General features: G+C 27.9%; 7 protein-coding genes. 2 read left to right on the forward strand and 5 right to left on the reverse strand.

Annotation, left to right across the window (positions count from 1 at the left end):
• Positions 1-201 precede the first annotated feature (201 nt).
• Positions 202-1,308 (forward strand): ankyrin repeat domain-containing protein, encoded by a 1,107-nt coding sequence (locus F811_RS0103815; protein WP_020003966.1) that lies wholly within the window; start codon positions 202-204, stop codon positions 1,306-1,308.
• Between the two features lie 77 nt (positions 1,309-1,385).
• Here the strand turns inward: F811_RS0103815 and F811_RS0103820 are convergent, their stop codons facing one another.
• Positions 1,386-2,048 (reverse strand): redox-sensing transcriptional repressor Rex, encoded by a 663-nt coding sequence (locus F811_RS0103820; RefSeq protein WP_020003967.1) that lies wholly within the window; start codon positions 2,046-2,048, stop codon positions 1,386-1,388.
• Between the two features lie 527 nt (positions 2,049-2,575).
• Between F811_RS0103820 and F811_RS0103825 the strand changes: the two genes are divergently transcribed.
• The gene (locus tag F811_RS0103825; protein WP_020003968.1) at positions 2,576-3,307 is read left to right on the forward strand and encodes an NAD-dependent deacylase; all 732 of its coding nucleotides are present in this window, start codon (positions 2,576-2,578) and stop codon (positions 3,305-3,307) included.
• A gap of 81 nt (positions 3,308-3,388) precedes the next feature.
• Here the strand turns inward: F811_RS0103825 and F811_RS0103830 are convergent, their stop codons facing one another.
• The 4 genes from F811_RS0103830 to eno all read right to left on the reverse strand — a co-directional run bounded on the left by F811_RS0103830 (position 3,389) and on the right by eno (position 6,907).
• Entirely contained in the window at positions 3,389-3,871 is a 483-nt protein-coding gene (locus F811_RS0103830) for a bacteriohemerythrin (RefSeq protein WP_020003969.1), read from the reverse strand.
• An 11-nt stretch (positions 3,872-3,882) separates the two neighbouring features.
• On the reverse strand, positions 3,883-4,350 hold the full coding sequence (locus F811_RS0103835) for a bacteriohemerythrin (RefSeq protein WP_020003970.1): 468 nt from the start codon (positions 4,348-4,350) through the stop codon (positions 3,883-3,885).
• A gap of 21 nt (positions 4,351-4,371) precedes the next feature.
• Positions 4,372-4,812: a bacteriohemerythrin gene (locus F811_RS0103840; RefSeq protein WP_020003971.1), complete on the reverse strand. Its 441-nt coding sequence runs from the start codon at positions 4,810-4,812 to the stop codon at positions 4,372-4,374.
• A gap of 799 nt (positions 4,813-5,611) precedes the next feature.
• Positions 5,612-6,907 carry a phosphopyruvate hydratase gene (gene eno, locus F811_RS0103845; RefSeq protein WP_020003972.1) on the reverse strand — a complete coding sequence of 432 codons (1,296 nt, stop codon included), beginning with the start codon at positions 6,905-6,907 and terminating at the stop codon, positions 5,612-5,614.
• Positions 6,908-7,240 lie beyond the last annotated feature (333 nt).

Here is a 7,240-nt window from a genome sequence, read left to right on the forward strand (position 1 = left end):
TTATTTATGAATGATTTTTATTTTTTAGCTTTTACTGTTACTCTGGCTGCCCACCCAAGCGGTTTTTTAATTTAATAAATATGGCATTAAAAAATAATATTCAATAGGCTAAAAATAAATTGCAAAGCCATTAATAATTAATATATATCATTCCGAAATTTGATAATAGCTAAAATTCTATACTTTAAGGAAGAATTAAATATGCGTTATTTATGTTTTATTTTAATATTTTTAAATACATTTATTTCTCTGTTTGCTCAAACTCCGAATACAGGAAGATTAGATCAGTTATTGGAGTATGCTAATACAGGCGATACTAATGGTATAAGAAGATTAATTTCTCAAGGACCTGTTTCTAACTTTATAGACTTCGGAGATAATCAGGGACATAATGCCTTGATAATAGCTGCTTCAAAAGGATATAAAGATGCTGTTCTTTTGTTATTATCTCAAAATGCTAATGTTAATCTTACCTGTATACATGGTAAAACAGCTTTAACTTATGCGGCAGATGCAGGATATGTTGATATAGTTTCTTATTTGCTTGCTAAAAATGCCAATCCTAATATCAAAATAAATGGCGGTACAACAGCACTTTTACAGGCTGCTGGAAAAGGCTATTATAGTATTGTAGAGATGATAGTTAATGCTAAAGCTGATTTGAGAATAACAGGTACTTACAGAAGCGGAAATAATGATGGTATTAATTATAATATGACGCCTTTGATGGTTGCTGCTTTTAATAATCATGATCTAATAGTGAGACTATTATTAGATAAAGGAAGCGATATTAATTATATAAATGAATACGGTGCTAATGCTTTATTTTATGCTATAGCCAGAGGAAATAATGAAGTTGCTAAAATTTTGTTGGAGCGTGGTGCTGATGCTAATATTGTGGCTTCTTACGGACCTTATGGCAATATTACACCGCTTGCTTTGGCTTCTACATTGGGATTAACAGATATAATTTCTTCTCTTTTGATAGGAAAATCAAATATTAATTTCAAGATGAGAGACGGAAGAACAGCTTTGATATGGGCAGCAATTGCGGGAAAAAGTGATGCAGTTAATGCTTTGGTTATGAGTAAAGCTGATTTAAATATAGCTGATAATGATGGAAAAACAGCTTTAATGTTTGCTGCAGAAAATGGAGATTATGCTTCAGTAGAATATTTAATTAATGCAGGAGCTAATTTAAATACTTTGGATAAGTTCAGTAAAACAGCTTTAATGTATGCTATGGAAAATGGTAATGTAGAAGTTGTGGATTTGCTAACTAGAGCAAGTTTAACTTATAATAGATAATGCATAACAAAAATATAAATAAAAAGGGATTGTATGAATAATATACAGTCCCTTTTTTATTCTTTATTGAATGCTTTTTATTGCTGTTTATCAGATTTTTCTTTATGTTTTTTATGCGGAGCAGCTTCCTTAACATCATTAATAAAGTAGAATAAAGATTCTATCTCATCTGCAATATTTACATCATTAATAATACAGTCTGGTCTTTCCAAAAGTTTAATAGGAGCGAAGTTTAATACCCCTTTAATACCAGCATTACAAATAACATCAAACATTCTTTGAGCTTCCAAATCTGGTACTGTTAATATGGCTACTTCTATTTTATTGTCAATGATGAAATCTTTTAATTCTTCTATAGGAAGTATTGGAGTAGGGGCATCTCTGTTTATTTTTTCCGGGTTATGATCAAATGCTGCTATTATTTTTATGGCCTCACTTTCAAAACCTCTGTAATTCACTAATGCCTTTCCGATTTTACCATATCCTATTAAGATGATATTATGAGAAATTTGCTTTCCTAATATACTGTCAATTTGCTCAAGTAAATCATCTATATTATATCCGCCTTTTTTATTTCCAGATATATTAAAAAGTGAGAAGTCTTTTCTCACTTGTACAGATGTAATTCCTATTGCATCTCCTAAATTATTTGAATATGCTTTTATAAATCCGAAACTCTTCATACGTCTTAAAGCATTTTTATATTTTAGTAGACGCATAATTTGTGTTCTGCTAATCATAATATGTCCTTAAAATAATTTTTATATTGATAAATATTTAATATTGTTTAATTATAACATAATAAAGTTATCTGTCAATAAATATTATGGATAAATGTGTTTTTTATATGAAATAAAATATAAATATAAGAACATTAACTACTAACTTTTTATTAGATTATTATTATTTTTAATAATATTTATTATATGAATAAAAGCAAATTTATTAATTTAAATATTTATTTTATTTATAAGTATTATTATTTACTAGTAATATTTACTATATATAATTTTTAAAGTTTATTGTTATAACAGTATCTTTAATTAAATGTGAATAATGGCAGATATAAGCAATAAATAAGTTTATAATAATTTTAGAATATATATATGTTTATCTTATGATGATAGTTATCCTAAATATATGGCAGCAGCAGTTATTTCTATATTAAAAAAATTAAGATATAAATTCAGAAGTAAATTTTTTTCATGATATTATAGTAAAAAATATATTATTATTGTATAATGAATTAAAAGGTTAGGGGGATATTATGACAGATTATCAGTCAGTAGCTAAAATTATAAAAGAATCTAAATATGTTGTATCATTTACAGGGGCTGGAATAAGTGTAGAAAGCGGAGTTCCACCTTTTAGAGGAGAAAACGGACTTTGGGAGAAGCATGGAAGTCAGTTTGCTGAAATATCTTATTTTATGAAGCATCAGAAGGAATCTTGGAATTCGCTAAAAAAAGTTTTTTATGATCCTATTACCGATGTAAAACCTAATAAAGCACATATAGTATTAGCAAATTTAGAAAAAATGGGTATAATGCGTAGTGTAATTACTCAGAATATAGATAATCTTCATCAGGACGCTGGAAGTAAAATAGTTTATGAGCTTCATGGAACAGCTAAATACGCAGTATGTACTAAATGCAAAACAAAATACAAAATAACAAAAGAAATACTGTCAATGGATCCTCCAACTTGTGAAAAATGTGCTTCTGTACTAAAGCCAGATTTTGTATTTTTCGGAGAACAGCTTCCTGCAATAGCTTTTAATTCTTCTATAGAGGATGCTGAGAAAAGTGATTTATTTATTATAATAGGAACAGGAGGGGAGGTTATGCCTGCAGCTCAGATTCCTCATATTGCTAAAAGATCTGGGGCAAAGATTATGGAGATTAATCCTGCACCTTCTAGCTTTACTAATTCTATAGTTGATATTTATATACAGGAAAAAGCTGGTGTGGCATTTACTGAAATAGAAAAATATTTATAATTTTATAATTAATTATGATAAATTAAAAAGCCTTAAAATATTAAATAATACTTTAAGGCTTTATTAAATTTTATCAATTATTTATTCGTCATCATTTTCATCAGAATCATCTTGACATATTGTTTTTAAAGAGTTTTTTAATTCATATATGAACTTTTTGTCTTCAACTATAATATGATTAATAAGCCAATTTTTAAGAAAGTCAATAAAATCTTCTATAACCAAATTATCTCCATTATCATATTTATTAACTTCCTCAACAACTTTAATAGAAAAAGATCTATGTTTAGATATATGCTCTTTTGCTACAGAATAGTTTATAGCTTTCATAATCTTTTCCTCATAAGAGAAATGATAAGTAGCATAGTCTATTGTTCTTTTAATAATAGTATTGAACGATCTTCTTACATATTCATTGCTAAGATCACCTACAACACCTGTTTCATACAGATCATTAATAATATTAACAAGTTCTCTATGCTGGTCATCTATTCTTTTATAGCCTGTTTTGTATTTATTATCCCATTTAATCCAAGGCTTTTTTATAGAAACTCCATTATACATTTTGATAACTCCTATTCATTATTATTTTGCTGTGAAAGTTCTTTTAATGTTTCTATTACTTCCATAACAAATTCTTTATCTGCAATTAATACATGGTTTAAAAGCCAATCTCTCAAATATTTTACCAAATTATGCACAGCTTCTAATGAACCATTTTCATAAGACTGAGTATAATCATAAATAGTTTGAGTAAACTCCCTATGAGCGGAAGAGTGTTCTAATAGTTTTCTATATTTTATAGCAGTCATAATCTTTTCTTCATAAGAAAAATGATATGAAACATAATCTACTGTTTTTTTAAGAGCATTTTTGAAAGCATCTTTTAATTTTTTATCTTCTGAGCTGCTGTAGCCTATACAATTATATAGACCGTTAATAATATTCACTAATTCTTTATGCTGGTCGTCTATTCTTTTGTAGCCTATTTTATATTTATCGTCCCATTTTATCCATTCGATTTTTTCATTATTTTCACTCATAATAGAAGAAACTCCTATTTACTATTGCTGTGAAAGTTTTTTCAATGCTTCCTTTACTTCAGCAACAAATTTTTTATCTGTAACTAATATATGATTTAAAAACCAATCTTTTAAATATTTTACTAAATCATCAATAGCCTTTAGTGAGCCGTCCTCATAAGACTGAACATATTTATAAATAGTATTTGTAAACTCTCTATGATATGATGAGTGCTGTATTATTTTATCATATTGTATAGCATTCATAATTTTTTCTTCGCATGAAAAGTGATATGATACATAATCTACTGTTTTTTTAAGAGCATTTTTAAAAACCTCTTTTAATTCCCCATCTTCCGAATCCTTATTTTCCATACAGTCATATAAATCATTGATAATTTCTATTAACTCTTTATGCTGGTCATCTATTCTTTTGTAGCCTGTCTTATATTTATCTTCCCAAACTATATATCTATCGCTCATAAATTTTCCCTTTATTTATTCATATATTATCAGATTAAAATAAAAAATACCTATATATATAATTATATTGATATTTTTTATTTTTTAAAGTAAAAATGAATATTTTTTATTATTAAGTATAGTATAAGGTTAAACCTATGTTAAATAATGCTATAAATTTAAAAAACGCTTGGGTGGGCAGTCAAGAATAACAGTAAAAGCTAAAAAATGAAAAAATAATAAAAAAATAACAGATAGTATTAAAAAATTTAGAGGGTGGGGGTTAGAATAGATTTTTAAACTTTATTTACATTCCCGCCCTTTTAGATTTTAAAAGCATTATTTTTTAAACTGGATTTGATTAAATCTATAAGCAAGCTCTTTAAAAAGTGAACCCGCCCAAAATGTAATTTAAAATTGAACTTTCTCCACGCACGTAGAACGGATTTTTTAATATAGGTTAATTTATAATTATAATTTTTATTATTTATAAGGATAAAGTCAACCGTGCGTTGAATAAAATTATAAAATTAGAAACGTACTTGGGTGGGTGCCTAAAATAACAGTTAAAGTAAAGATATAAAAATAGGCTAGAATAACATAATAAGTTTATAAAATTTAGAGGGTGGGAATGAGAAGAGAGTTTAAAACTTTTATTATTGCTAATAAAAATTGTTCGTCTGTAATTCTCCAGCAAATAAATTTGCTGGACGCTCACAATTTTTATAATTTTTCTCTAGAATTAAAACTATTGTTAATAAAAAAAGAGGCAACAACAGAATATTGTCATTACCTCTTGTACAGCTTTAAATCTAAATTATTATTTCATAACATTATAGAAAGCTTTTTTACCTAAGTAAATAGCTCTGCTGCCTAATTCTTCTTCAATTCTTAATAATTGATTGTATTTAGCAATCCTATCACTTCTTGAAGCAGAACCTGTTTTGATTTGACCTGCATTAGTAGCTACTACTATATCAGCAATAGTAGAATCTTCTGTTTCACCAGATCTGTGAGAAACTACAGCTGTATAGTTATGAGTTTTAGCAAGTTCTATAGAGTCTAAAGTTTCAGTTAAAGTACCGATTTGGTTTACTTTAATCAAAATAGAGTTAGCAACACCTTTATCTAAACCCATTTGAAGTCTTTTTACATTAGTAACGAACAAATCATCACCTACTAATTGAACTTTTTTACCTAATTTTTCTGTTAAGATTTTCCAACCGTCCCAATCATCTTCAGCAACACCGTCTTCTATAGAGATAATAGGATATTTACTGCATAAATCAGCATAGAAATCAACCATTTCAGAAGGAGTTAATTCTCTGTTATCAGATTTATGGAATACATATTTTTTCTTATCTTTGTTATAGAATTCGCTTGAAGCAGGGTCCATAGCTATCATTACATCTTCACCAGGTTTGTATCCAGCTTTTTCTATAGCCTGCATAATTACTTGAAGAGGCTCTTCATTATCTTTAAGAGTAGGAGCAAATCCGCCTTCATCACCAACAGTAGTGCTTAAGCCTCTGTCATGAAGTATGTTTTTTAAGTTATGGAATACTTCAGCTACATAACGTAAACCTTCTTTGAAAGTAGGAGCACCAACTGGCATAACCATATATTCTTGGAAATCGATTGGAGCTGATGAGTGAGCACCGCCGTTTAATATATTAGCCATAGGTACTGGTAAAGTTTTAGCATTAGTACCGCCAATGTATCTGTATAAAGGTATACCTAATTCTTCAGCAGCAGCTTTTGCTACAGCAAGTGATACACCTAATATAGCATTAGCACCTAATTTTCCTTTATTTTCTGTGCCGTCAAGTTCGATCATAGTTCTGTCTATTTCTACTTGATCTAAAGCATCCATATCAATAAGTTCATTACAAATAATTTCATTAACATTTTCTACGGCTTTTTGAACACCTTTACCCATATATCTTGATTTATCGCCGTCTCTTAATTCTACTGCTTCATGTTCGCCTGTAGAAGCTCCTGATGGTACAGCAGCTCTTCCCATAACTCCGCTGTCTAAGTAAACATCTACTTCTACTGTAGGGTTTCCTCTTGAGTCTAGTATTTCTCTAGCTACTATATTATCTATTAAAGACATATTAAAACTCCTTATAAATTAATTGATATATATAATATAACATAACATATAAATTTCAAGTGAAAAAATCGAACATTTATAAATAACTTTAATTTTATTATAAATAGGCTTGTTTCAAGACTTAATTTGTTAATATTTATAATTTTTTAATTATGGTTGGGTTTTGCAGTTGTACCGCAGTTTTTTTTTGAATAGGTGCTGATTTTTTACTATCACCGAATGAAGTTGGTATAAAATAAGCATACATTTTTATAGTTTTAATATATAATTTATACAATAATTAATATTAGTTTTGAAACAAGTTTAATTTAAAACTTTAGAAAATTATTATTT

The sequence above is a fragment of the Brachyspira innocens ATCC 29796 genome (genome assembly GCF_000384655.1).
Classification (GTDB): domain Bacteria; phylum Spirochaetota; class Brachyspiria; order Brachyspirales; family Brachyspiraceae; genus Brachyspira; species Brachyspira innocens.

Coding starts and splice junctions, on each gene's coding strand:
- F811_RS0103815 (WP_020003966.1), top strand. CDS start 202: ATGCGTTATTTATGTTTTATTTTAATATTTTTAAATACATTTATTTCT.
- F811_RS0103820 (WP_020003967.1), bottom strand. CDS start 2,048: ATGATTAGCAGAACACAAATTATGCGTCTACTAAAATATAAAAATGCT.
- F811_RS0103825 (WP_020003968.1), top strand. CDS start 2,576: ATGACAGATTATCAGTCAGTAGCTAAAATTATAAAAGAATCTAAATAT.
- F811_RS0103830 (WP_020003969.1), bottom strand. CDS start 3,871: ATGTATAATGGAGTTTCTATAAAAAAGCCTTGGATTAAATGGGATAAT.
- F811_RS0103835 (WP_020003970.1), bottom strand. CDS start 4,350: ATGAGTGAAAATAATGAAAAAATCGAATGGATAAAATGGGACGATAAA.
- F811_RS0103840 (WP_020003971.1), bottom strand. CDS start 4,812: ATGAGCGATAGATATATAGTTTGGGAAGATAAATATAAGACAGGCTAC.
- eno (WP_020003972.1), bottom strand. CDS start 6,907: ATGTCTTTAATAGATAATATAGTAGCTAGAGAAATACTAGACTCAAGA.